The organism is Cohaesibacter intestini (assembly GCF_003324485.1).
Classification (GTDB): Bacteria; Pseudomonadota; Alphaproteobacteria; order Rhizobiales; family Cohaesibacteraceae; genus Cohaesibacter; species Cohaesibacter intestini.
This window is the reverse complement of the sequence record NZ_QODK01000001.1, coordinates 1144468-1168962: the sequence shown is the minus strand read 5'-3', so window position 1 is coordinate 1168962 and position 24495 is coordinate 1144468. Positions and strand designations below refer to the sequence as shown.

General features: G+C 57.1%; 17 protein-coding genes. 11 read left to right on the top strand and 6 right to left on the bottom strand.

The window, feature by feature from the left end:
• Window positions 1-82 precede the first annotated feature (82 nt).
• From DSD30_RS05025 to DSD30_RS05015, 3 genes are read left to right on the top strand one after another with little or no spacing between them, the layout of a single operon-like run.
• Complete coding sequence (locus DSD30_RS05025; RefSeq protein WP_114008659.1) at window positions 83-1036, top strand: ABC transporter permease; 954 nt, start codon at window positions 83-85, stop codon at window positions 1034-1036.
• On the top strand, window positions 1033-1926 hold the full coding sequence (locus tag DSD30_RS05020; RefSeq protein ID WP_114008433.1) for an ABC transporter permease: 894 nt from the start codon (window positions 1033-1035) through the stop codon (window positions 1924-1926). Before DSD30_RS05025 ends, DSD30_RS05020 begins: the two co-directional genes overlap by 4 nt.
• Window positions 1923-3566 carry an ABC transporter ATP-binding protein gene (locus DSD30_RS05015; protein ID WP_114008432.1) on the top strand — a complete coding sequence of 548 codons (1644 nt, stop codon included), beginning with the start codon at window positions 1923-1925 and terminating at the stop codon, window positions 3564-3566. Before DSD30_RS05020 ends, DSD30_RS05015 begins: the two co-directional genes overlap by 4 nt.
• Before the next feature lie 48 nt (window positions 3567-3614).
• Here DSD30_RS05015 and pgi read toward each other — a convergent pair whose 3' ends face one another.
• Window positions 3615-5240, bottom strand: a complete 1626-nt coding sequence (gene pgi, locus DSD30_RS05010) for a glucose-6-phosphate isomerase (protein WP_245418357.1) — start codon at window positions 5238-5240, stop codon at window positions 3615-3617.
• 338 nt (window positions 5241-5578) lie between these two features.
• On the opposite strand from pgi, the gene DSD30_RS05005 reads away from it, so the two are divergent.
• The 3 genes from DSD30_RS05005 (at window position 5579) to DSD30_RS04995 (ending at window position 10558) form a co-directional block, all read left to right on the top strand.
• On the top strand, window positions 5579-8650 hold the full coding sequence (locus tag DSD30_RS05005; RefSeq protein ID WP_114008430.1) for an AsmA family protein: 3072 nt from the start codon (window positions 5579-5581) through the stop codon (window positions 8648-8650).
• 251 nt (window positions 8651-8901) lie between these two features.
• The gene (rocF, locus tag DSD30_RS05000) at window positions 8902-9858 is read left to right on the top strand and encodes an arginase (protein WP_114008429.1); all 957 of its coding nucleotides are present in this window, start codon (window positions 8902-8904) and stop codon (window positions 9856-9858) included.
• Window positions 9859-10123: 265 nt separating this feature from the next.
• Window positions 10124-10558, top strand: coding sequence for a methylglyoxal synthase (locus DSD30_RS04995; protein ID WP_114008428.1), 435 nt, complete (start codon window positions 10124-10126; stop codon window positions 10556-10558).
• A gap of 79 nt (window positions 10559-10637) precedes the next feature.
• On the opposite strand, the gene DSD30_RS04990 is transcribed toward DSD30_RS04995, so the two are convergent.
• The 4 genes from DSD30_RS04990 to DSD30_RS04975 form a co-directional block, all read right to left on the bottom strand.
• A complete protein-coding gene (locus DSD30_RS04990; RefSeq protein ID WP_114008427.1) occupies window positions 10638-11072 on the bottom strand; it encodes a universal stress protein in 435 nt (144 codons plus the stop codon).
• A complete protein-coding gene (locus DSD30_RS04985) occupies window positions 11069-13681 on the bottom strand; it encodes a TRAP transporter permease (RefSeq protein WP_114008426.1) in 2613 nt (870 codons plus the stop codon). The genes DSD30_RS04990 and DSD30_RS04985 overlap by 4 nt, the downstream gene beginning before the upstream one ends.
• 317 nt (window positions 13682-13998) lie before the next feature.
• Complete coding sequence (locus tag DSD30_RS04980; RefSeq protein WP_114008425.1) at window positions 13999-14967, bottom strand: TAXI family TRAP transporter solute-binding subunit; 969 nt, start codon at window positions 14965-14967, stop codon at window positions 13999-14001.
• A 39-nt stretch (window positions 14968-15006) separates the two neighbouring features.
• Window positions 15007-15864, bottom strand: coding sequence for a MurR/RpiR family transcriptional regulator (locus DSD30_RS04975; RefSeq protein WP_114008424.1), 858 nt, complete (start codon window positions 15862-15864; stop codon window positions 15007-15009).
• A 193-nt stretch (window positions 15865-16057) separates the two neighbouring features.
• Between DSD30_RS04975 and DSD30_RS04970 the strand changes: the two genes are divergently transcribed.
• The 5 genes from DSD30_RS04970 (at window position 16058) to DSD30_RS04950 (ending at window position 23270) form a co-directional block, all read left to right on the top strand.
• The gene (locus DSD30_RS04970; RefSeq protein WP_114008658.1) at window positions 16058-17380 is read left to right on the top strand and encodes an aspartate aminotransferase family protein; all 1323 of its coding nucleotides are present in this window, start codon (window positions 16058-16060) and stop codon (window positions 17378-17380) included.
• On the top strand, window positions 17377-18177 hold the full coding sequence (locus tag DSD30_RS04965; RefSeq protein WP_198662818.1) for a beta-keto acid cleavage family enzyme: 801 nt from the start codon (window positions 17377-17379) through the stop codon (window positions 18175-18177). Before DSD30_RS04970 ends, DSD30_RS04965 begins: the two co-directional genes overlap by 4 nt.
• A gap of 166 nt (window positions 18178-18343) precedes the next feature.
• Complete coding sequence (locus DSD30_RS04960; protein WP_114008423.1) at window positions 18344-21136, top strand: EAL domain-containing protein; 2793 nt, start codon at window positions 18344-18346, stop codon at window positions 21134-21136.
• A 244-nt stretch (window positions 21137-21380) separates the two neighbouring features.
• On the top strand, window positions 21381-22301 hold the full coding sequence (locus DSD30_RS04955) for an MBL fold metallo-hydrolase (RefSeq protein ID WP_114008656.1): 921 nt from the start codon (window positions 21381-21383) through the stop codon (window positions 22299-22301).
• 3 nt (window positions 22302-22304) lie between these two features.
• Window positions 22305-23270, top strand: coding sequence for an MBL fold metallo-hydrolase (locus tag DSD30_RS04950; protein WP_114008422.1), 966 nt, complete (start codon window positions 22305-22307; stop codon window positions 23268-23270).
• A 52-nt stretch (window positions 23271-23322) separates the two neighbouring features.
• Here DSD30_RS04950 and DSD30_RS04945 read toward each other — a convergent pair whose 3' ends face one another.
• Entirely contained in the window at window positions 23323-24402 is a 1080-nt protein-coding gene (locus DSD30_RS04945) for a YeeE/YedE family protein (RefSeq protein WP_114008421.1), read from the bottom strand.
• Between the last annotated feature and the right edge of the window lie 93 nt (window positions 24403-24495).

Genomic DNA, 24495 nt, shown 5'->3' with positions numbered 1-24495 from the left:
ACGAGGCATGGCGGTCATCGCCGTGCCTTTTCTCATCTTTCGCCCCGTTTTTCACGCCTTTCGAAAGCCAACGTCGCCCCTCATGATCGCTTACAGTCTGCGCCGTCTTGTCTCGCTATGTCTGACCCTGATCGCGGCGTCGCTCTTCGTCTTCGCTGTCATGGAGATCCTCCCCGGTGACCCGGCGGAACTCATACTCGGCATCAATGCCCAAGAAGACACGCTGGCTGCCCTGCGCGAGCAATTGGGCCTCAATCTGCCGCTGACCGAACGCTATTGGATCTGGATCACCGGCATGCTGTCGGGCGATTTTGGCACCAGCTACACCTATTCGGTTCCGGTGACCGAGCTGATCGGCGAGCGCTTGACCGTTTCCCTGCCGCTCGCGCTGATCGCTTTGTTGCTCTCCACGCTGATTGCCCTGCCGCTTGGCATCTTGGCAGCCGGCAACCACAACAAATGGCCGGACATTTCCCTGATCGGCGCGACCCAATTCGGCATTGCGGTGCCCAATTTCTGGTTTGCCATGCTGTTGGTGCTGGTCTTTGCCGTCACCCTGCGCTGGTTTCCGTCCGGCGGCTTTCCCGGCTGGGAGGCGGGCATCCTGCCTTGCCTTCAGGCTTTGGTGCTGCCCTCCATTGCGCTTGCCCTGCCGCAAGCTTCCATCCTTGCCCGCATCATGCGCTCTTCCATGCTCGAAGTGATGCATGAAGATTATATGCGCACCGCCCGTGCCAAGGGCCTGACCTTCACCCAGACCCTCAAGCGCCATGGCTTGCGCAATGCGCTCATTCCGGTCGTCACCATTCTCGGCCTGCAATTTTCCTTTTTGCTGGCGGGCACCGTCATCATCGAAAATGTCTTTTCCCTGCCGGGCCTTGGGCGGCTGGTTTTTCAAGCCATCAACCAGCGCGACCTGATCACCGTCAAGGCGGTGATCATCCTGCTGGTCGCCACTGTCATTGTCGTCAATTTCCTCGTCGATCTGACCTATGCCCTGATCGATCCGCGCCTGCATCGCAGGAGACAATCATGACAGAGACCTCGATGCCAAGCCCAAGACAGCAGCGCTCTTTTCTCGCCCGCGCTCTACGCTCGCCCTCCTTTGTGATTGGCGGCCTGATCACCTTGATCTTCGTGCTGATGGCGCTGGTTTCCTTTGTCTGGACACCCCATGACGCCTTGGTCGTCGACATTGCCAACCGCCTCAAACCCATCAGCGCCAGCCACTGGCTTGGTACCGATCATTATGGCCATGATCTCTTTTCGATGATCATGCTGGGCGCGCGCAACTCCATCGCCGTGGCTTTGGTGGCTGTTGGTATCGGCATGGGCCTTGGCGTGCCGATCGGCACATGGGCGGCGGCCCGTGGTGGCTGGCTCGATGAAGGCCTGATGCGGGCGGGGGATTTCATCTTCGCCTTCCCTGCCATCATTTCCGCCATCATGATCACCGCCATTGCAGGCCCCGGAGCGATCAATGCCATCGTCGCCATTGGCATTTTCAACATTCCGGTCTTTGCCCGCCTGTCGCGCGGCGCAGCACTCAGCCTCTGGGAGCGGGAATTCATCTATGCCGCCCGCCTGTCCGGCAAGGGCGCGGCCCGCATCACCATCGAGCATATTCTGCCCAACATCGCCAATCTGCTGATCGTGCAGGGCACCATCCAGTTCTCCCTCGGCATTCTGGCCGAAGCGGGCCTGTCCTATGTCGGCCTTGGCACCCAGCCGCCGATGCCCAGCTGGGGCCAGATGCTGTCTGAAGCCCAGACATGGATGGTGATGGCCCCGCAATTGGCCATCATTCCGGGCCTTGCCATCATCCTCACCGTGCTGGGGCTCAATCTGCTGGGCGACGGCCTGCGCGACATGCTCGACCCGAAAACCCGCACCAGCCTTGATATCGGCGGGAGCAAAGCCTCATGACCCTGCTTTCGCTCGATCAGGTCAATCTGACCATTGGCCAGCACCAGATTCTGAAAAATGTCTCCCTGTCGCTAGAAGCGGGCCAATGCCTCGGGCTGGTGGGGGAATCCGGCTCTGGCAAAAGCCTGACGGCCCTGTCCATCATGCAATTGTTGCCGCCCAAGGCCCAACTGAGCGGCTCCCTTCGTCTTGGCAGCCACGATCTGATGGCCATGAGCGAAGCCGAGCTGTGCGGCCTTCGAGGCAATGGCATGGGCATGGTGTTCCAAGAACCGATGACCGCGCTCAATCCGCTGAAACCCATTGGCGCGCAGGTACTCGAATCCATCCTGCTGCACACCGCTTGCACCCGCCGCGAGGCCGAGGACAAAGCCCGTCATCTGCTCGAGAGGGTTGGCCTGCCGCCAGACCAGATTTCGCCCAACCGCTTCCCGCACCAATTGTCCGGCGGTCAGAAGCAGCGGGTCATCATCGCCATGGCCATCGCCATGCAACCCAAGCTGATCATTGCCGACGAGCCAACCACCGCGCTCGATGTCACCAGTCAGGCCGAGATCCTCAAATTGCTGAGGGCCCTGATGCAAGAAGACCAGTCGGCTCTGTTGCTGATTTCCCATGATCTGGCGGTGGTGGCCGATATGGCCGACCAAATTGCCATCATGAAAGAAGGGGAAATTGTCGAGACCGGCCCCCTGCCACAGCTCTTTGAGACCCTCAGCCATCCCTATAGCCAGAGCCTGTTTGACGCCTCGACCCATGTGCCGACCCGCGCCAAACCGCCGCTCTATAATGACGACCCGGCGCTGGTGAGCGAAACACCCATCCTCATTACCAACGACATCACCCGCGACTATCCCCTGCCGCGCCAGTTCCCCACCTTTCGCCGCGCCCATTTCCGCGCCGTTGATCATGTGGATCTGACCATTCATGCGGGGCAAAGCGTTGGGCTGGTCGGCGAATCCGGCTGTGGCAAATCCACCCTTGCCCGTGCCCTGCTCGGCCTTGAAGCACCACAAAAGGGCGACATCCGCATCAGCGACCGCAATCCCTATGCCAGCGATCAGGCGGCCTTGATGGAAATCCGCAAGGATATTCAGATCGTCTTCCAAGATCCCAATGGATCCTTCAATCCGCGCCACAAGGTTGGCCGCTCCATTGCCGAGCCATTGCATCTCTATCGTGACGGATTGAGCAAGGAGGAACGCAACCAGCGCATCGCCGAAAGCCTCACACAAGTGGGCCTCAGTCCCGATGTGGCCGAGCGCTTCCCCCATGAATTTTCCGGCGGCCAGCGCCAGCGCCTCGCCATCGCTCGCGCGCTCATCACTCGCCCCAAAATCATCATCGCAGACGAGCCGGTCTCGGCGTTGGATGTCTCGATCCGCGCCCAGATCCTCGATCTCCTGACCGACCTGCGTGACCGGCTTGATCTCGCCTATCTGTTCATCAGTCACGACCTGTCCGTCGTCCGGGCCATCACCGATGAAGTGCTGGTCATGTATCAGGGCAAAATCATCGAGCGGGGCCGCACCGAAGCGGTCTTCTCCAACCCGCAAGCGCTTTACACCCGTCGCCTGATTTCTGCTGCCCCAGACCTGCATGACACCATCGCCAAACGGCAAGCAAACCAGCCCCAATAAAAACGGGCGGAAAATCCGCCCGTCTCACATTCAAATTTTAAGGGGCCCTTAGCGGGCGCGATAGGCCTTCAGACGATCAAGGATCGCTGGTTCCCCTTCGCCACGCTCGGCTTTTTCCACCGCTGGCGCCAGCTTGTTGGCCAGTTCCTTGCCAAGCTCAACGCCCCACTGGTCATAGCTGTTAACGCCCCAGACCACGCCCTGCACAAACACCTTCTGCTCATAAAGCGCAATCAGACGGCCCAGCATCTTCGGCGTCAGCTTGTCATAGAACAGCAACGAGCTTGGGCGGTTGCCCGGAAACACTTTGTGGGTCGTCAGAGCGGCAACCTCTTGCGGCGATTTGCCAGACGCTTCCAGCTGCGCCTTGGCTTCCTCGGCGGTGCGGCCAAAGGCCAAAGCTTCCACCTGCGCAAAGCAGTTGGAGAGCAGCAGATCATGCTGATGCTGGTCAGCCTCGCTCGGCTTGGCGGCAACCAAAAATTCGCACGGGGTGATGTCGCTGCCCTGATGCAGTTCCTGATAGAAAGCATGCTGACCATTGGTGCCAGCCGCGCCCCAGATCACCGGACCGGTCTGCCGCAGCACCGGTGAGCCATCATTGCGCACCGTCTTGCCATTAGATTCCATATCAAGTTGCTGCAGGAAATCGGCAAAATAGAGCAGGCGCTGATCATAAGGCAGCACCGCCACCGACGCGCAAGCCCAGACATTGCGATACCACAGGCCCAAAGCGGCCATCAGCATCGGAATGTTTTCGCGGAACGGCGCGGTTTCAAAATGGCTGTCCATCGCGCGGGCGCCAGCAAGGAAGTCTTCAAAGCCCTCCGGTCCGATGGCAATCATCACCGGCAGGCCAATTGCCGACCAGACCGAATAGCGCCCACCAACCCAGTCCCAGAATTCAAACATCCGGTCGGTATTGATGCCAAAGGCTTCAACGCCTGCCTTGTTGGTCGACAGGGCCGCAAAATGATCGGCCACAGCATCCTCGCCAATCGCCGCTGTGAGCCACGCTTTGGCGGCCCGCGCATTGGTCATGGTTTCCTGTGTGGTGAAGGTTTTCGACGCCACAAGGAACAGGGTGCGGGCCGGATCCAATCCTTTCAGCGTGTCGCCCATATGCGCGCCATCAACGTTGGAGACAAAATGCACCCGTGGGCCATCATGATAGGCAGCAAGCGCCGCCGTCACCATATGTGGCCCCAAGTCCGAACCACCGATACCCACATTGACCACATCGGTGAAAGGCTGCCCGTCCTTGGCAGCGATCGAGCCGTCGCGCACACCCTTGGCAAAAGTATAAAGCCGCTCTTTGACCGCATTGATGTCCGCCATAACGGCTTGCCCATCAACGCTCAGATCGTCGGCCACCGAGCCGCGCAGCGCGATATGCAGAACCGCGCGCCCTTCGGTATTGTTGATCAGCGCTCCAGACTTCATCGCCTGATAGCGCTCGGCCACGTCTGCCTGAGCAATCAGGGCTTCGAGCAGCATCAGGGTCTTGTCATTGATCCGGTTGCGGGAATAGTCGAGCGTCAGGCAGTCGTCCATTTCGGCCGAATAGCGGGCAAACCGCTCTGGATCCTCGGCAAAGGCGTCCCTGAGATGAAAAGACGAAAAGTCCTCGCGATGGCGAACCAGATCCGACCAGATGACTTCCATTGAACTCATTATCTTCTCTCCTTTGCCCCCAATCGAGCTTTTTCAGACAGAACAGGACCGAACCAACCAATCGGCTCGGCCTACGCATTTGGCCTGTATCATACATAAGTCGAAGCAGGGCGCATTTTGATCTGCCGAGTTTTCCACTTTTGCAACCCCGTTGACCGACAAATCGCAGACAATCCGCTCATTTTCCAGCCACTGCACCATACCGCCACGTTGCTGCCCCATGCGACAGCGAAGTTGGTGCCATGGGTTGCGACGCAGTAAGATAGGTTGTGTTGATTCGTTTGGTGACGATACACCAAACGGACGGCCGCCCAATTGCCCTAGTTTGAGACTGCCCGATGCGTAACATCCTGATCTCTCTGCTCTCCACTGTCTTTCTGGTCATTCTCGCTTTGGCGATGGTTCCGGTCTTCGTCTCGACCGACTTTTTGAAAAGTCAGGTCCAGCAATTTGTCCAACAACAATCCGGCATGAAGCTCGACATTTCCGGCGATGTGTCCCTGTCTCTCCTGACCGGTTTGCGCCTGTCGGCAGACAAGGTCGCTCTGCGCGATCAAAATGATCAGCCGCTGGTGGCCATTGGACAGCTGGATTTTTCCCTCGCCCTGTCGCCGCTTCTCTCGGGCAAGGCCGACATCACCGGCATCACCCTGATTGATCCGGTGCTGACGCTGACACAAAAGACCTCAAGCCCCCCTTCCGAGACAGACCCGACATCCGATGCCACCTCGTCCTCTGGCGACGAGATTGACCTTTCGGCACTCAGCCTGCGTCAATTGGGACTGCGCAATGCCATGATCGTCCGCATGGATGGTGGCGGGCATCAAACCACTCTGCTGTCCGGACTGGATCTGACCCTGCGAGCGCCTGACTTCGACGGCGCGGCCAGTCTTGAAGGTTCACTGCCCTTCAAAGAACAAGACATTGCCTTTTCCGGCGAGATTGCCAATGTTCGCAATGCGGTCAACGGTCGCTCCTCGGGCCTCACTATTGCTGTCACCAACGATCTGCTGAAAGCCAAATTGATCGGCGAGCTGGCGCTGAAAGGCGACGCGCTGCTGGTTGCCAATTATGCGTTCAACGCAGGCAACGTCACCCAATTGTTTGAGTGGCTCGGGGCCGCCAACACGCCCCTCTCCATCGGCAAGATCGAAGCCGATGGCTCGCTCGTTGCGCTAGCCAATGAAATCCGCCTGCCCGCGCTCAACCTCGCCTTTGACGATCAGGCCATCCATGGGGCCGCCCGCATCTTTACCGACGAGTCCCTCACCCGCCCCTTGATTCGCGTTGCGCTGGACATGCCGACCTTCAATGTCGATGCCTTGCTCGCCGACAAGGACAACAGCGGTGCAGCATCGAATGCACAGGCGAGCCAAGACGAGACGGATCAAGCCGAACCGGACCTCTCGGCCTTGCGCGAATTTGATCTGACCGCCGATCTGCGTGCTGGCCGGATAACCTATCAGGGCAAGAGCCTGCGCCAATTGAAGTTGCTGGCCCAGATCATCGACGGGCAAATGCGTCTTGACCTCAAATCCGCCAACCTTGCCAAAGGCAATCTGCAAGCCAACCTGTCTGGAGATCTGGGACAGTTGCTGTGGAATGGCTCACTGAAGGTGCAACAGATCGACATACAGGAAGCTGCCCGTCTGGCCGGTCAGGCAAGCCCCCTGTCAGGCATGATTTCTTCCGATCTCAACTTTGCCGCCAAAGGCCTCACGCCAGACGCCATCGCCAACAATGGCAATCTCGCCGGGCAGATCACTCTGGCCAATGGCAAGCTCGCCAATCCGGCTTTACAGGCCGCCATTCCGGGCCGTGAATCCGGCACCATCGACAAGCTCACCTCCCGCGTCACAATCACCAGCCTTGATCAACCGATCGACATAGCCGGTGCCTTTGGCTGGAATGGCGAGACGATCCGCTATTCAAGCCGCATTGGACTGGCCGAAGCCCTGCGGCAACAGCCAATCCCGGCAAGCCTCTCCGTTGATGCCCGCCCCTTGTCGTTGGCCCTTTCCGGTCTGGTAAACCCGGCAAGTGTCAGCTTGTCCGGCTCGACCCTGTCAATCAAGAGCCCCTCAAGCCGGAACTTGCTCAGCTGGCTTGGGCAATCCGTCACCAGCGGCACACCAGACCTGCCGATCAGCCTGTCGACCAAACTTGCCCTGTCGAGTGACAGGACCAATCTGCAAAATCTGTCGCTGCACATGGGCCAATCCCGCGGCAGTGGCAATCTCGCCTATCAAGCGGGTGCCAAGCCTGTGGTCAATGGCGCCCTTGCCTTTGAAACGCTGGACCTCACCCCCTTCATGGGTGACGGCAAGAGTCAGGGCCGCACGGCACGCGCGTCCACACAGACGGCCCAGCAGGGCTGGGACACAAGCCCGATAGACTTTTCTGGCCTTAACAATGTCAATGCCGAGCTCACCCTGTCCGCCAAGTCCCTCGTGGCCCGCGATATCAAGACAGGCTCGGTGCAAATGGCCGTCCGCCTGAAAGACGGGCAATTGTCAGGTTCGCTGGATCGCCTCAATCTGTATGAAGGTCAGGGAACCGGTGGCTTTTTCGTCAATGCTGCCACCAAGCCAGCGCAATTGTCAGCCAACTTCGCCTTGGCGAACATGCAAATGTCTGGCTTCCTGCGCGACAGCATTGACATGAAGGCCCTAAGCGGGCGTGGCGGCGTCACCCTCGATCTGACAGCCAAGGGTGCCAGTCAGGCCGACATCATTCGCCAGCTCAATGGCTTTGCCAAACTGGAAATGCTTGACGGCCAGATCCGTGGCATCAACATCCCGCAAATGATGCGCCGCCTGAGCGGCAACATTCTTGAGGGATGGTCCACATCCCAGAGCCAAACCACCGATTTCTCATCCCTGACCGCCAGCTTCCAGTTCAACAATGGCATGGTCAGCAATCAGGATCTGTTGATGCTGAGCCCGCTCTTCCGCCTTGCAGGGACGGGCCAGATCGATCTACCCAACAGCCGCATCGACTATAAGGCAACGCCAAAGCTGTCCACCACCCTCAAGGGACAGGGCGGTCTGGTTGATGCGCAAGGGGTTCCGATCCCGATTATCATCAAGGGCAAGCTAACCAAACCACGCATCTATCCTGACATTCCCGGCATTCTGGAAAATCCGGACGCCATTTTCAAAGGCCTGCAACAGCTCGGCGCGCCGGGCAAAGCGGCCAGCGAGGGCCTTCAGCGGGTCGAGAAAAACATCACCAAGGAAATTCAGAAACAGTCGGACAAGTTGGGCATTGATCTCAACAAGATCCTCAAGCCGCAATCAGGCAACAACAATCAGCCCCAGCAAAATCAAAATCAAAACCAGCAGCAACAACAGCAGCCGGTCGAGCAGAGATTGCTGCGAGATCTGACCAAGGGCCTGTTCGGCAACTGACCAGTCCCATCCCTGACAAGAGGGGCGTCGCTTTGCGGCCCTCTTGTCAGGCTGTCAATTTGCACAATCCAGTGACGCAAATCGCCAGAAGTCCTATCAAATTTACCACACTTGTTGCCTTCAGATTGGCGCCCCGGTCGGAATAATTGACCCTATCCGCAACCATGCAGTGGACGCGCACCTCAACTCCGACCCATTCCGGATATAGGCAGCACTGGCACGCCACGCAGTTTCAGGGGTAAAGCGATACAATGTTCGAGCGTCAATCGATTGGCCTTCTAGGTGTTCCGGTGCAAGATGGCACCCATGAAAAGGGCTGCCTTATGGGCCCCGACGCCCTGCGCACCGCAGGCATCGTTGAAACCCTGACGGGTCTGGGCTTTGCCTGCATTGATCATGGCAATCTCACCCCGACCAGCCTAGAGGCGACACCCCCTACCAAGGGAAATGCCAATAATTTCAAACAGATTGCCAACTGGACCCGCTCCCTTGCCGATCAGGCCTATGCGATGGCGAAGGATAGTTTTCCGATTTTTCTGGGCGGGGATCATTCCCTGTCGATGGGCTCTGTTGCCGGCATGGTCCGTCACGCGGCGGAGTGTGACCGTGCGCTTTATGTGCTCTGGCTGGATGCTCATCCGGATTTCAACATTCCCCAAACTTCGGACTCCGGCAACATGCATGGCATGTCGGTCGCGGCCTTCTGCGGCCTTAAGGCCATTGAAGGCGTATATGCCGCACCGCTTGCCCATCCGGTGGACCCGACACAGGTTCATATGATGGGCATTCGCAGCGTCGATCGGCAGGAACGCGAGTTGCTCAAGTCCCACGGGGTCCATGTCCATGATATGCGTGTCCTTGACGAGGTTGGCGTCATGCAGCCTTTGCAGCAGATGCTCGATGAGATCAAGGCCCGCAAAGCCATGCTGCATGTCAGCCTCGATGTCGATTTTCTCGACCCGAGCATTGCCCCTGCCGTGGGCACCACGGTTCCCGGTGGCGCCACCTTCCGCGAGGCTCATCTGATCATGGAAATGCTCCATGAAAGCGAATGCGTCACCTCGCTCGATCTGGTTGAACTCAATCCCTTCCTTGACCATCGTGGCAAGACGGCGGAATTGTTGACCGACCTGACGGCCTCCTTGTTCGGTCGCAAGATCTTTGACCGTCCAACACGCCGCCCCCGCCCGATGCCCGGCCCATACTGACCGGCTTGTGATGTCTTGCAAGGATACCAGGTCCGCCCTGTCGATAGATCTGGCCATGCCATATATACCTGAAAGCCAAAGGCAATCGCGGCAATCCGTCTCTCATTTGACCCTGTGGTGAGTGGCCACCGGCTCTGGACAGGCGACGCCGAATGCCGCTAGACTGCGCCCGGTTTCCAAGACCGGCAGGACCGCTCTGGCATGCCTTATGCGGCGGTCATCATTCCTGTTGTCGGTCGCCAAACGGCTAAAGGACACAAGATCCATGCAAGAGACACAGAACCAGTCGGGCAAAGACATCTTGCGCATTGCCCTGGTTGCTCATGACGCCAAAAAAGATGACATGATCGACTGGGTCGGAGAACATCTCTCCCTGCTTGAAAAGGCGCAACTCTTTGCGACAGGCACCACTGGTGGCCGCATTCTCAAAGCCTATCCAAGCCTCAATCTGCAGCCGCTCTTCTCCGGTCCCCTTGGAGGCGACCAGCAGATCGGCGCAATGATTGCCGAGAAACGACTCGACGGCCTCATCTTCTTTGTCGATCCCCTGTCCCCGATGCCCCACGATGTGGATGTGAAGGCCCTGAACCGTCTCGCCATTGTCTATGACCTGCCGATGGCCTGCAGCGGAACGTCGGCCAACTATATCATGAAGGGGCTGGTCGAAACCCATTATGGCTCGATCGAAGCCGCCCAATAACCCCCTGTCATGGCGACTAACGCAAAAGGCCACCCCGGAGAATGGGGTGGCCTTTCTTTTTTGTCCTTAATCGGGCGCTCTATTTGTTGCGGACCACATAGACCGAACAATTGGAGTGACGCACGACGCGCGCCGCATTCGGTCCCAGTAGATATTCACGCAAGTCCGGCTTGTGCGCCCCGATGACGATCAGATCGATATCGGTTTGCTCGGCAAGCTCTAGAATTTCCTCATAGACCGACCCGGTGGCCACGATGTGGCGGATTTCCTCATTCCGCTCCTCACCGAGAATGGACCCGACCCGTTCGCGCAGCCGATCCTTGGCTTCCTTGACCGCCTGCTTCTGGAAATTGTCATCAAAATAGGAACTCACGAGGGTCATGCCGAAATTCGGCACAACCGTCACCACATCAAGGCTTGCATCGTCGAGCCGCGCCAGCTTGTCTGCCTTGCGCAGCACCTCGATGTCATTGTCCTGACTGATATCCAGAGCACATAGAACTGATTTAATCATGACGCAGTCTCCTCCTCACGGCGTACACGCGCCCGCTGCAACATATAGACCAGACCAAGCAGCAAAAGGCCCGGAATGAAGACCAACTCCTTGGGCAATTGATCTGCCTTGACCTTGGCGGATTTGATCACCACTGGATCGTCGCCATAGAAGTCAAACGAGTTCATTTTTTCAAATAGGGGCGTGCCCGGGAATGGTTCATCCATCTTGGTCACCCCATCCTCATCCATCAGGGTCAGACCGGCGGCCGACAAACGGGCATCGCCGCCCTGCTCATCGCCAGCTTCCAGCACAAGCGTGGTTTCCTTGATCTGGCTGGTATCGAAATCCGGTCCAGACACCACCAGACGCAACTCGCCACCTTTGTGCAAGGTCCCGAAGGTCTCGGAAATGGCAGCAGGTTCAACCTTCTCATAAGGTGGTTGCAGGTGATTGATGAAATAGTCCGGACGAAACAGCACGAAAGCAATCAGCACCAGTGCAACGCTTTCATAGATCCGGCTTTTGGTAACAAAATGCCCCATCGTTCCGGCTGTGAAGACCAGAATGGCTATCGTCGCGATGATGAAGACCAGAATGCCCTGATACCAGGTCACATCAATCAACAACAGATCGGTGTTGAAGATGAAGACGAAGGGCAGAGCCACCGTACGCAGGGAATAGAAGAAGGCTGTGAAGCCAGTCTTGATCGCATCCCCGCCGGACACCGCCGCCGCCGCGAAGGAGGCAAGCCCCACCGGCGGCGTCACATCCGCCATGATGCCGAAATAGAAGACGAACAAATGCACGGCAATCAACGGTACAACAAGCCCGCTTTGCTCCCCAAGCGACACCACAACCCCGGCCATCAGCGAGGAGACGACGATATAGTTGGCGGTGGTCGGCAGCCCCATGCCAAGCACCAGCGACAGCATGCCGACAAAAATCAGCATCAAGACAAGGTTGCCACCGGAGATCAGCTCGACGAGATCGGCCATCACCTGACCGATACCGGTCAGCGTCACGGTGCCAACAATCACCCCGGCAGTCGCGGTCGCCAGACCAATGCCGATCATGTTGCGCGCACCGTCAATCAGGCCGCTACCCAGATCCTTGACCCCTTCGGCGAAGACATTGGCGGTGGCACTTTCCCCGCGGAAAATCGCCTTCAGCGGCCGCTGGGTCAGAAGGATGACAAACAACAGGGCCGTTGCCCAGAAGGCCGACAGACCCGGTGATTTCTGCTCGATCATCAGGAAGTAAACCAGCACAACGATCGGCAGCAGATAGTAGAGACCGGACTTGTAGATCTCGGACATTTCCGGCAGCACAACTTCCTTGGCGTTCGGATCATCCGGATGCAGGTCTTCTACGGTCGCAGCAAATTTCAGCAGCACCACATAAGCCACAAAGACCAGAAGCGCCAGAACCCAGCTAGCCCCATCGGGCACAGCTGCCGAAATCCACGCAATCGGGAACTTGATTCCATAGCAAATGGCTGCAAAGCAGAAGAAGAAGGCAAACATGCCAAGCACCGTCCGCAGGGTCGAAACGCTCTTGTTGCCAAGGGTCGGCATATTGCGTTTCACCGCTTCGAGATGGACGATATAGACCAGAGCGATATAGGAAATGATCGCAGGCAGGAAGGCATGGGTGATCACCTCGACATAGGAAATGCCGACATATTCCACCATCAGGAAGGCAGCAGCCCCCATCACCGGCGGCATGATCTGACCATTGACCGATGAGGCCACCTCAACAGAACCGGCCTGCTCGGAGGTGAAGCCCACCCGTTTCATCAGCGGAATGGTGAAGGTACCGGTCGTCACCACGTTGGCGATCGACGAGCCGGAAATCAGGCCTGTTGCACCGGAGCCGACAACGGCGGCTTTCGCCGGACCACCCTTGAGGTGCCCCAACGCGGCAAAGGCCATCTTGATGAAATAGTTGCCCGCACCGGCCTTGTCGAGCAAGGCGCCGAACAGCACGAACAGGAAGACAAATTTGGTTGAAACCCCAAGCGCAATACCGAACACACCTTCAGAAGTGATCCACATATGGCTCATGGCTTTCTTGAGAGACGCGCCTTTCCAGCGGATCACCTCGGGCATCCATTCCGACGCTCCGAAAAAGACATAGAACAGGAAGATCGTTGCAATGATCGCCATGGCCGGCCCAAGCGCACGCCGGGCGGCTTCAAACAGCAGAAGCAGACCTGCCAGCGCGAACCATTTGTCCATATCGTCGGCCAGACCGCCATTGTCGACGATCTTTTGATACATGAAGAAGCCATAGAGCGCGATGAAGGCACCAGCCAGCGAGAAAAACCAGTCCTGGACCGGAATGTGATGGCGTGGGCTCGAGGACAGCGCAGGATAGGCCATATAAGCGAGAAAGATCGCGAAGGCCAGATGGAACTGTCGGGAGTTGTTGATCAGATCGCCGGGCAGAACATAATTGGAGATCGGAGAGGCCAGAACGACCTGAAAGAGAGACCAAATGAGAGCGACGGCTGCGAGGAAGGTCCCCACCGCGCCGACGGGATTACGCGAACCGGCATCGGTGGACGCGACCAGTTCCTGAAGTTCTTCTTCAGAAAGGGGACGCCCGCTTTCCTTTTTTTGTGACATTTCAAACAGCTCCCTGCCGTCACAACAGCGCGGCTGACCAGAGAATCGTCAGGAGATTCTCACCGCAGGGCATATGTCTCTGGCCATCATGCGAGCGCGCCACCGGAGATCAACCAGAACGGATCCCCCGGACAGACCCGAAAAGGGTCACAATGACAAGCATGAAAGGCATGCAGAGGCCGCGGAATGTCACACCTCAGTCTGCAACAGCATCGTATCGAGTGGGAGTCAGCACGCAATCAGGATGTGCTGTCCACTTCTGTTAAACGAAAAAAGGCTCCGGGACTGACTGTCCCGAAGCCCGGCATCAAAATGGATTATTTAATCCAGCCTTTTTCTTTGTAATATTTTGCAGCGCCTGCATGCAGAGGAGCAGACAGACCGTCTTTTGCCATTTCTTCAGGCTTCAGGTTGGCAAAAGCAGGATGCAGCTTCTTGAAGGCATCGAAGTTTTCAAAGACGGATTTTACCAAGGTGTAAACGGTGTCTTCAGAAACTTTGGCAGAGGTCACGAAGGTCGCGCCAACACCGAAGGTTTTGGTGTCTGCATCATTGCCACGATACATGCCGCCTGGAATGGTCGCGGTGCGGTAGTAGCTGTTGTCACCGATCAGTTTTTCGACAGCAGCACCATCAACGGTCACCAAAACGGAATCACAGGCGGTGGTTGCTTCCTGAATGGAACCGGATGGGTGACCAACGGTGTAAACCATGGCATCGATCTGGTTGTCACACAGGGCAGCAGACTGTTCAGCCGCTTTCAGCTCGGTTGCCAGAGCGAAGTCTTCGGTCGTCCAGCCCAAAGCTTCCATCAGGACTTCCATGGTCCCGCGCTGACCGGAGCCAGGGTTACCAATATTGACGCGCTTGCCTTTCAGGTCCTGGAAGGACTTGACGCCGGAATCGGCACGGGCAACCACGGTGAATGGCTCGGGATGCACGGAGAAGACAGCGCGCAGGTCTTCAAACTTGCCTTTATCCTCAAACTTGGAGGTGCCGTTGTAAGCATGATACTGCCAGTCGGACTGGGCAACGCCGAATTCCAGCTCGCCTTCGCGGATGGTGTTGATGTTGTATACGGAACCACCGGTGGATTCGACGGAACAACGAACACCATGTTCTTTGCGGCCCTTGTTGACCAGACGGCAGATCGCACCACCGGTCGGGTAGTAAACGCCGGTTACGCCACCGGTACCAATGGTGATGAACTCTTCAGCAAAAGCGGCTGGCGAGAAGGTGACACCGGCTGCGAGTGCAGCGGCCGTCAAGGTTACTTTTTTCAACATATTGTTCTCCCTGAGTTGAAAAGGTCCAGTGTGCTTATTTTAATCCCAAAACTCACCATTGAGATGGTTTCGGGTTTCGACTTCTTCTATTCGCGCACGCGCTTCTTTGCCGGCGCGATGAACCAACATTCCGACTATAGTTTCAATTAGCACAAGAGTGGCTGCATAAGAAGAGAAGAATTGCGGACTATCGGTCGGTACAATGAAATAGGAGGAGGAAAATTCGAGCGCCGGACAGGAATGTTTATCCGTTATTACAAAGACATACGCACCAGCCTCATGAGCCATCTGAGCCGCAAGGATCGATCGTCTGGCATAGGGCGACTTGGTGATGATGATCAGGGCGTCCTCTTCCGAAAGACCGACCAGAGACGAACTCAGAGACGCACCCATACGTCCTGCAACCCGCCAGTTTTTGGCAAAATACCGGGCCAGATAGGCAAAATACTCGATGAGCCCTGAGGAGCTGAAGGCACCAAACAGATGCACCTCGCGCGCGGCATCGAGAGTCTTGACCACATCGAACAGACGCTCCCTGTCAAGCTCACTGCCCATCATGCTGATATTGTTGAGGCAGGCAGACACTTGCCGATCAAAAAAAGTTGGAGCATCCGCTCCATGCTGTTCTTGCACAAGAAGATCTGCACGCTGTGCAAAACTCAGCGCTTGGCGCCCCACAGCAGCCCGACACAGATCCCGCATCTCTTCATAATTGGCAAAGCCAAGCGCCTGAGACAACCGCGTGAAGGTCGCTGGAGCCAATCCCGCCCGACCGGAAACCGCCCGCAGAGAATAGGTCGCAACCTCCATTTCATGGGCAGCCACATAGTCCGCGGCCTGTCGCAGCCGCTCGCTCAGCTCCCCATAATGGCCGGCAATCCGATCCTTTATCGACAATGCGTCCAGTGTTTCACTCCCCGTATGATCGAACCCTGCATTCAGGCAATGATCTATTCACTAAAATTTCAATTGTGCCCCACAAAGTCAACACTTGAAACATATGTTTCTTTGATCTACATTCTCAATTCAGAATCTCTCGCTTAATGTGCGATTGCATCCAGAAAACAACCAATTTCAGGCGTTTGAAAACATGTCTCATATGTTTCCCCGTCATACCAAAGCCGTTCTCCCCACGATTGCCAGAGGAGAGGGCGTCTATTTGTTCGACACCGAAGGAAAGCGCTATCTCGACGGTTCGGGTGGCGCTGCCGTGTCTTGTCTGGGCCATAGTGATCCGGATGTGATCTCCGCCATTGCCGAACAGATCCACACCATCCCGTTCGCCCATACCGGTTTCTTCACGTCTGCCCCCGCAGAAAAGTTGGCGGACAAGCTGATTGCCCACGCGCCCGGCGCCCTCAACCGTGTTTATCTGGTGTCGGGTGGTTCGGAAGCCGTGGAGGCCGCCATCAAGCTTGCCCGCCAATATTTCCTCGAAATCGGCCAACCTCAGCGCCACCGCATCATTGCCCGCCGTCAGAGCTATCATGGCAACACCCTTGGCGCCCTGTCTGCCGGTGGCAATCTGTGGCGCCGCGAGCCCTTTGCACCGCTGATGATCGAGACCAGCCACATCGCCCCTTGCTATGAATATCGTGACCGCAGGGTTGATGAGAGCGCCTTTGACTATGGCCAGCGTGTCGCAAACGAGCTGGAAGCCGAAATCCTGCGGGTCGGAGCAGACAAGGTGATGGCCTTCATCGCCGAGCCTGTGGTCGGTGCCACCGCCGGTGCCTTGCCTCCGGTCGAGGGATATTACAAGCGCATCCGCGAAATCTGCGACCAATATGGCATCTTGTTGATTCTCGACGAGGTCATGTGTGGCATGGGCCGCACCGGCACCCTGTTTGCTTGCGAGCAGGACGGCATCGCACCTGACATTCTGACCATCGCCAAAGGCTTGGGCGCTGGTTATCAGCCGATCGGCGCTGCCCTTTGCACCCAGACCATTTATGACGCAATTGAAAGCGGCACAGGCTTCTTCCAGCATGGTCATACCTATATGGGCCACCCAACCGCCGCAGCCGCCGCGTTGGCCGTGGTCACCAAACTCACCGATGGTGGCTTGGCCGAGCGCAGCCGGATGATGGGTGAAAAGCTCAAAGCCGCCCTGATCGAAGCCTTTGGCCAGCATGCCCATGTCGGCGACATTCGCGGTCGCGGCCTGTTCATCGGCATCGAGATTGTCGAGAACCGGGAAACAAAAAGCCCGTTTGCCCCGGCCAAAACAATTGCCAAGCGTCTGAAGGCGGAAACCTTCGAGGCTGGCCTCATCTGCTATCCGATGAGCGGCACCATTGATGGCGGCAATGGGGATCATATTCTCCTCGCCCCGCCTTTCATCATTGATGACAGCCATATCGAGGAATTGGTCGGGAAAATCCGCATCGCTTTCGACAAGGTTCTGCCATGACCCTCTCTTCCATTCAGGATCTGCCCACAATCATGGTCGCGCCCAATGGAGCCCGCCGCACCAAGGCCGACCATCCAGCGCTTCCCATCACCATCACCGAAGTGGTGGCCTCCGCCAAGGCCTGCCAAGAGGCCGGCGCAGACGGTTTGCACGCCCATGTCCGCGATGCAGAAGGCCGCCATGTGCTCGACAGTGGCCTCTACAAGGAACTGTTGGCGGAACTGGCCCATGAGACCCCGGATCTCTATGTCCAGATCACCACCGAGGCAGTCGGCATCTACAACCCGGAGCAACAACGGGCACTGGTCCGGTCGGTTCAACCCAAAGCGGTGTCCATTTCCATCCGCGAAATGTTGAGCGACGGCGACAATCGGGATATCCTTCGCTTCTATCACGACCAGTGGCACGCTGGCTCCGGCATCCAGCATATCCTCTATGGCACCGACGACATTGCCCTTCTGCAGGACCTCTGCCAGCGAGGCATCGTCCCCAAAGATGATCTGAAATTGTTGTTTGTGTTGGGGCGTTACACGGCAGGACAGGTGTCTAGCCCGGACGACTTGCTGCCCTTCCTCGAAGCACAAAAAGCGCTCGACCAGACATGCGGTGCGCCATCGGACTGGGCCTGCTGTGCCTTTGGACAGGCCGAAACCGATTGCCTCGCCCGAGCGGTGGCAAAGGGTGGCAAGGTGCGGATCGGGTTTGAAAACAATCTCCATCACAGCGACGGCAGCCTGGCACGCGACAATGCCGACCGGGTGGCCCATTTGCGCGCCGCTTTGGCGCATCCGGCCTAAAGGCGCCCCGCCAGACGAGGGCCCCGGTGGACCGATCCCACGGCCCACCATTAACCCCTTGTTTGCCATAGCGCACAATTGTGACCAACAATCCGCCAGCCAAAAGACTTGAGCAAGATTTACCACCTAGACTTGCCGAAAAGCTCAAGTCGACATTTGGCGCATCATGAAAAAAGTCACCTTCAGTCGTATCCTCATTCTGGTCGTCATCTTTGTAGGCTGCTCCTTCGCTGCCAATTCAGGCTTGCTGTACTATCCCAGTCAATTTCTCGCCGAAAAACGCATGATGCTCGACAAGCAGCCCACGAGCGGGGCCATCGTGCTATTGGAAATCGACAACAAGAGCCTGACCGCCATCGGCTTGTGGCCCTGGAAGCGCTCTATCTACGGCCAGATTGTCGAAAAAGCCTTTGCCTCAGGTGCGGAGGAAATCGCCTTCGATATCGACTTCAGCGCCTCCTCCTCGGAAAAAGAGGACCGGGAGTTCCAACAGGCTCTGGAAAACGCATCTGGCCCCGTCACACTGGCCATTTTCCAGCAGAACAGTATCTCCAACAATCGTGAAGCGACCCTACAAACCAACCGTCCCATTTCGCGCCTTGAAGACAATGCCTGGCTCGCCACCGTCAATGTGCTGGCGGACCCGGACGGCGTGATCCGCCATTTCCCCTTCGCGCAGGAAATTGACGGCGAGTATGTCCCCTCCTTGACCAGCGTGCTTGGCGGCGTTCAGCATGTCATCCCCTCAACCTTTCTGGTCGATTATGGCATAGACCCCGACACCATCCCGACCTATTCGGTGATTGATCTGCTGGAGGGCAAGCTGCCGCAGGATGCCTTGCGTGGCAAGAAACTGCTGATCGGCGCAGGCGCGGCCGAGTTGCGTGATACCTTGACGGTGCCGATCTATGGCATGATTTCCGGACCCAAAATGCAGGTTCTCGCAGCCGAAAACATCCTTCAGGGCCGCAGTCTGGGCTATGCACCGAAAAGCTGGACCGTTGGCCTGACGGTCCTGTTGCTCGGCATGAGCATACTTGTCAATATTCGACGCTCCTGGAACACCTACTCCAAGATTGGTGTCCTCACCGTGCTGTCCCTTGGCATCGAAGCGCTTGGCGCTTGGATCTATTTCAACCAACCTCTGATTCTGCGCACTGGGCTGCCTCAGACGCAATTGGCCCTGTCCGCAGCAGCTCTGGTATTGTTTGAAATCCGGTTCAAGGATCTCATGCTGACCCTGTCAAAGCGCCGTGCCGACAGCATTTCACGCCTGCTGCAGACCATCGTCACCGACAGTTTTTCGGGCATCCTGATTGTCGACCAGGCGGGCTATATCCGGGAGATCAGCCAGCAAGCCGACGCCAGCTTCAAGGCGCTGGGCCATGACATTGATCGCAACACCACCATTGAGAAACAACTGCCCACCATCTTCCAGACCCTGATCAAGGATTGCCTGCAAAATCCCGATCTTTATGACCACGACCAGACTTTGAAAACCCTGTTGGTCAATCAGGGCGATGAGACCCGCTATTATGAATATTCTCTCACTCCGTCGCGGATCACCGCCGAAACGGATGGAACCCATGAGCGTATTCAAGTGGCAACCATGCTGTTTCACGATGTCACTGCCACCAAACAGGAGCAAATGCGACTGGCCTATCTGGCGGATCATGACCAACTGACAGACTTGCTCAACAAGCCCGGTTTTTGCAACGAGCTTGACGAACGTATGATTTCCATCATCGAGCAGGATGCCTTGATCTTTGCTTGCCAATGCCCACAGATTGACAAGGTCACCCAGTCACTCGGTGCAGAATATTCCGACCTCCTGATGCGCCATATGGGCGAACGGTTTGCGCAACTCGACGCCTTCGATCTGGTCGGCTGTTCGGAACAGAAAGAGTTTCTGATCGCCAAGGTCGGTGCAACTGAACGGGATCTTGTTGCTCTGTCCGATGTCATTTTCGAGTGTCTGGACCAACCTTTCGATGTGCGCGGTCACCGCATCATTGCCAGCTGCCATGTCGGCGTTGCGGACTTCGAGCAGAGCGGCCTGCTGGCAGAAGAAGTCGCCAACGCCGCCATTGTTGCCCTCTATCGCTCCAAGGAAACCGGCGACCGGCAGCTATTCTACACCGCGGAGCTTGCCGCCGATGTTGTCCACCGCCGGCTTCTTGAACGCGAAATCATCGACGCAACGGATCGCAAGGAATTTGAACTGCATTATCAGCCTCAGGTTAAACTGAAGTCAGAAGACGTGGTTGGTTGTGAGGCTTTGATCCGCTGGCGGCACCGAGAACTGGGCGTGGTCCGTCCGGACCTGTTCATCCCGATTGTCGAAGAAACCGGCATGATCGTCGAGCTTGGCCGCTGGATTCTCGAACAGGCCTGCAAGGATGCGATGACATGGCCCAAACCGATCACGGTGGCGGTCAATATTTCACCGGTCCAGTTCATCCGCTCGGATATCCGCGCCGACATCCAGCACGCACTGACGATCTCGGGCCTGCCGAAGGAAAGGCTCCATATCGAAATCACCGAATCCCTCTTCATTGCCGACCCCGAACCAGTGATCGAAACCCTCAATGCCATCCGCGCCGACGGCATCAAAATCGCCCTTGATGACTTTGGAACCGGTTATTCCTCCCTGAGCTACATTCACCGGTTCCCCCTCGACAAGCTCAAGATCGACCGTGCTTTCGTCAAGGATCTTCCCCACTCCACCGATTCGATGGCCGTCATCAATGCAGTCACTGCCCTTGCTGATGGCCTTGGCATGGATGTCATCGCCGAAGGCATGGAAACGGCAGAACAGGCGGAAGTCCTGAAGATTGCGCGATGCAACATCGGTCAGGGATATTATTTCGGCAAGCCAATGTCACAGACCGATTTCACGGCCTATCTGAATGAAAGCAACCGGTCCGAAGGCATCCCCGGCCTCAAAAAATCCGCCTGAAAGGCAGATACCTCCTTTTTGCGACCTTTGAAGACTGGATTTGCGGCCATATTCTGCGCATAATATATCATAATATTGCAATATGTTTGATTATTGCTTGCAAGAGTGACTGAGGCACCGCCATGCAACAGGAGATTGGCGAGAACCCGAGCAAAATCACGCAGACAAAGCAACAGACCGAACAGCCCATCAACAGCGGGAGGAGAAACACTCCCACTTGATGGATAGCGGCACAGGGGGAGACATGACCACAAGACGCGATTTTCTGAAAGGCAGTGCAGCCATGATGGCTGCCATGGCCTTGACGCCACCCAGCATTGCTTGGGCAAAAAACAGCCTGACGCTGGGCAAAAAGCAGATTGATACGATCCATGACGGCACGCTTGTCCTGCCGGGCAGCTTCATTTTCGAGCCAATGCCTAAGGATGAGCTGGCCCCGATCCTCACACAATATCATCTCACAAGTGACAGGCTTGAACCCGAATGCAACATGACCCTCGTGCGTGATGGCGAGAAGGTAATCCTGTTTGACGTTGGCTCCGGGCCCAATTTCCAACCGACCGCCGGCAAGGCCCTTGAGGCTCTGGAAGCCCTTGATCTCAGCGTTGAGGACGTCACCCATATTGTCTTCACCCATGCCCATCCAGATCATCTCTGGGGCTTGCTCGACGATTTCGATGATCCCCTCTTCCCCAACGCCACCCATATGATTGGCAAAGCGGAATGGGATTACTGGATGGATCCCAACACCGTCAACACCATCGGCACGGCCAGAACCGCCTTTGCCGTCGGCGCTCAACGCCGCCTTGAAGTGATCGAAGATGCGATCACCTTCTTCAAGGATGGCGAGGAAATCCTGCCCGGCATTGCGGCCCGCGCCAGCATCGGCCACACACCCGGCCACATGTCGTTCGAGATCCGTGATGGCAGCGAAAGCCTGATGATCATCGGCGACGCCATCGGCAACCACCATGTCGCCTTCGAGAAACCAGATTGGGCCTCCGGCTCCGATCAGGACCAGCCAAAAGCCGCCAAAACCCGCCTTGGTCTGCTCGACCAGATTGCCAGCGAGAATATGCGGCTGATCGGCTTCCATTTGCCCGATGGTGGCATGGGCCATGCCGAGAAACATAATGGCGGCTTCCGCTTCATACCGGAGGTTTGAGCCATGAACAGACGCATCCCTTCCACCCTCGCCGCGGGCCTTCTGCTGCTTGGCCTCAGCACTTCGTTGATGGCCAGTGAAGACATTGCCGATCAATATCCCGGCTCAGTGCTATATTCAAAACCGGTTGAGTTCATCCCCAATGTCTATTCCGCCATCGGGGCCACAGCACCACCGACCTATGAGAATAGCGGCCACAACAACAATCTTTCCTTCATCATCACCGGCGATGGTGTGGTGGTGATCAACAGCGGCGGCGCCTATAGTCTCGCCAAGGCATTGCATGAGGAAATCAAGGCGCTTACTGACCAGCCGGTGAAACTGGTCATTTGCGAAAATGGCCAAGGCCACGCCATGCTTGGCAACACCTACTGGGCTGAGCAAGGGGTAAAAATCATCGCCCACGAGGCAGCGGCTGACGAATTTGCTGACCGCGGCCCTCAAAGCCTCAGCGCCATGCAAAAGCTCAACAAAGAAAAGGCCGAAGGCACAAAGTTGACCCCGCCGACCGAAACATTCACCGACGCCTATCTGGTCGAGATGGGCGATTACCGCATCGAAGCGCGCTATCTCGGCCCCGCTCATAGCCATGGCGACATCGTTGTTTGGCTGCCTGAGCAAAGCCTCGTTATTTCTGGTGACATGGCCTTCCATGAACGCATGCTGCCGCTGTTCGAAGACACCATGACCGCCGATTGGCTGGAAACATGGGACACCGCCTTTGAGGCCTTGAATGCCACCTATGTCATTCCCGGCCATGGCCACCCGACCAACATGGATCAGGTGCGGCGTTACACCAAGGGGTATCTGGAATATCTACGCGAGAAAATCCGCGAACATCTCGACAAGGATGGCACACTCGAAGACGCCTATTATGTTGATCAGTCGCCTTACAAGCATCTGGATACATTCGAAGAGTTGGCCAGAAAGAATGCCGGACGCGTCTATGAGCAGATGGAATTTGAATAGAGTTCAGACCGGAAACAACGTCTATCAGGCATCCCGGTCACGGGGTGCCTGATCACGCCCTGACGCGCGATTTGAACGGATGCTTCCCTTCAAGCAAGGCCATCGCAAGAAGCCCACCCATCCACATCGAGAAAACCGCCACCCAGGCTGTGATTGCAAAGATCGATCCGCCGGTCATCCCTGCTCCGACCGCACAGCCTCCGGCCAGCATCGCACCAAAGCCCATCAGAAAGGCCCCCAGCAGATAACGCTCCATTTTGACATCAGAGCCAAAGCGCTGAATTTCGAAGTCTCCGGTCACAAGGGACATCAGGGCCGCACCAATGAACACCCCCGGCACCAGACCAACCCCGAACCCCAAATCAAGCTCCGACTGATTGACGAAGGTCATCAAGGTGTCGGTCGACGGTCCGGTGAAGGTGACACTCTGCAAAGCGATCGGCTCGAATGACACTTGCGCAATTTGATAGGTGAAGCCCCAGCCAAGGGCAACCGCGAAGCCCACCAACAAGGCCCCGACAATATGACTCCAGCGCACCGACCGCTTGAGCGCCAGCCCCAGCGCAGCGATCATCACAACCAGAGTGATCAGGACAGCGCCTTTGGACGACAGACCGATGAGAGATAACAGGTTCCGCGCTTCCCCGCCATCAACCAGCCACCAGCCGCCGACCGCTTCCCGCACGGGCGACAACACCCCGCGCAACGAGGCCTGTGCCACCAACGTCAGCACCAGTCCCGTCACCAAGGCCCGCAAGTTGCCCGTGGCCGACAGAACCAGCAGCCGGCTTGCACAGCCACGCGACAGGATCATTCCCACCCCGAACAACACGCCGCCGACAATCGCTCCGGACATGCTGCCGACCGCTGACAATTGTCGTGATTGCGACGCATCAAGATACTCAAGCAGGATGGCAAGCTGAACAAACAGGACCGCTGCGGAAAACGCCAGCAACCAGATGGCCAGCTTCCCCCCCAGTTTGGCCTCTGCCGTCTCCACAATGGAGGCCCTCAGGCAAAAGCGCGAATGTTGCGCAGCGGCCCCGAACACCAACCCGACACAAAGCCCCGCCAGCATCATCACGCCGTCGTCGCCAAATTGTTCAATCAGGACTTCGATAAAGGCTTCCATATCAGCGTCCTTCCGATAGACGGCCTCCTCCAGCCGCCTCCTCACGCAAAGGCGGTTGAGACGGTCGAGCGCACAGGATATGCCGACCACACA

Coding starts and splice junctions, on each gene's coding strand:
- DSD30_RS05025 (WP_114008659.1), top strand. CDS start 83: ATGATCGCTTACAGTCTGCGCCGTCTTGTCTCGCTATGTCTGACCCTG.
- DSD30_RS05020 (WP_114008433.1), top strand. CDS start 1,033: ATGACAGAGACCTCGATGCCAAGCCCAAGACAGCAGCGCTCTTTTCTC.
- DSD30_RS05015 (WP_114008432.1), top strand. CDS start 1,923: ATGACCCTGCTTTCGCTCGATCAGGTCAATCTGACCATTGGCCAGCAC.
- pgi (WP_245418357.1), bottom strand. CDS start 5,240: ATGAGTTCAATGGAAGTCATCTGGTCGGATCTGGTTCGCCATCGCGAG.
- DSD30_RS05005 (WP_114008430.1), top strand. CDS start 5,579: ATGCGTAACATCCTGATCTCTCTGCTCTCCACTGTCTTTCTGGTCATT.
- rocF (WP_114008429.1), top strand. CDS start 8,902: ATGTTCGAGCGTCAATCGATTGGCCTTCTAGGTGTTCCGGTGCAAGAT.
- DSD30_RS04995 (WP_114008428.1), top strand. CDS start 10,124: ATGCAAGAGACACAGAACCAGTCGGGCAAAGACATCTTGCGCATTGCC.
- DSD30_RS04990 (WP_114008427.1), bottom strand. CDS start 11,072: ATGATTAAATCAGTTCTATGTGCTCTGGATATCAGTCAGGACAATGAC.
- DSD30_RS04985 (WP_114008426.1), bottom strand. CDS start 13,681: ATGTCACAAAAAAAGGAAAGCGGGCGTCCCCTTTCTGAAGAAGAACTT.
- DSD30_RS04980 (WP_114008425.1), bottom strand. CDS start 14,967: ATGTTGAAAAAAGTAACCTTGACGGCCGCTGCACTCGCAGCCGGTGTC.
- DSD30_RS04970 (WP_114008658.1), top strand. CDS start 16,058: ATGTCTCATATGTTTCCCCGTCATACCAAAGCCGTTCTCCCCACGATT.
- DSD30_RS04965 (WP_198662818.1), top strand. CDS start 17,377: ATGACCCTCTCTTCCATTCAGGATCTGCCCACAATCATGGTCGCGCCC.
- DSD30_RS04960 (WP_114008423.1), top strand. CDS start 18,344: ATGAAAAAAGTCACCTTCAGTCGTATCCTCATTCTGGTCGTCATCTTT.
- DSD30_RS04955 (WP_114008656.1), top strand. CDS start 21,381: ATGACCACAAGACGCGATTTTCTGAAAGGCAGTGCAGCCATGATGGCT.
- DSD30_RS04950 (WP_114008422.1), top strand. CDS start 22,305: ATGAACAGACGCATCCCTTCCACCCTCGCCGCGGGCCTTCTGCTGCTT.
- DSD30_RS04945 (WP_114008421.1), bottom strand. CDS start 24,402: ATGGAAGCCTTTATCGAAGTCCTGATTGAACAATTTGGCGACGACGGC.